1 protein-coding gene is annotated in these 784 nt (G+C 58.0%); it reads right to left on the bottom strand.

The window, feature by feature from the left end:
• On the bottom strand, positions 1-784 hold a 784-nt coding region (tnpC, locus tag AAC147_RS05760), incomplete at both ends, for an IS66 family transposase (protein ID WP_047685929.1).

The following is a 784-nucleotide window of genomic DNA, read 5'->3' on the forward strand; positions in this document are numbered from 1 at the left end:
CTGCTCGGCACGTCCGGCTTTTTTACTGGCCTGCACTTTCTGGGCATCCGTAAATTTGCGACGGGCATGCGCCATGCAGCCGGCGTGCCTGACCGATTTCAGCGTATCGTAAGCCGCATAGCCATCCGTCAGCAGGTAACCGGCATAATCCCCTAAAAAATCCGCCACGCAACGCCCGCTGCGGCTCGGCTGATAGTCAAAAATCACCGCCGGATGCACGGCAAATTCCCCACTGCGGTACACCCACATATAGGATTTGCTTTGTGCCGGGCGATCGACTTCGTGAAGCACCTGTACCGGGGTTTCGTCCGCACAAATCAGCGGTTCATCAAGTAGATGAGTCCGCATCAGTTCGACCAGCACATGCACCTTGCGGCCGAGCTGCACACACCAGTTCGCCAGCGTACTGCGGCTGATGTCAATGCCGGAGCGTGCCAAAATATCGGTCTGCCGGTATAGCGGCAGCGCATCGACATATTTCGCGGTGACAATCGCCGCCTGCGTTTCCGGGCTGGCTATCGTCCGGGGTAACAGGCTGGGCGGCGTCGGGGCGGTGATAATCCTGCTGTGGGTTTCGGTTTTTTCACACTGCCGGCAGGTGTATTTGGTGCGTTCATGACGAATGACGCTGACTTTCTGCGGCACGATTTTCAGGGTTTCTGACGTTTCCGTGCCGCAGGCATGCAGCGGTTCGCCACAACAATCGCAGTACGGCGCATTCAGGGTATGATGCTGCACTTCCCGCGCTAATCCTGCCGGCAGCGGCTGACGCCCTTTTTTGTGG

Origin of the sequence: Xenorhabdus sp. NBAII XenSa04, from assembly GCF_963866145.1 — a bacterium.
Classification (GTDB): domain Bacteria; phylum Pseudomonadota; class Gammaproteobacteria; order Enterobacterales; family Enterobacteriaceae; genus Xenorhabdus; species Xenorhabdus indica.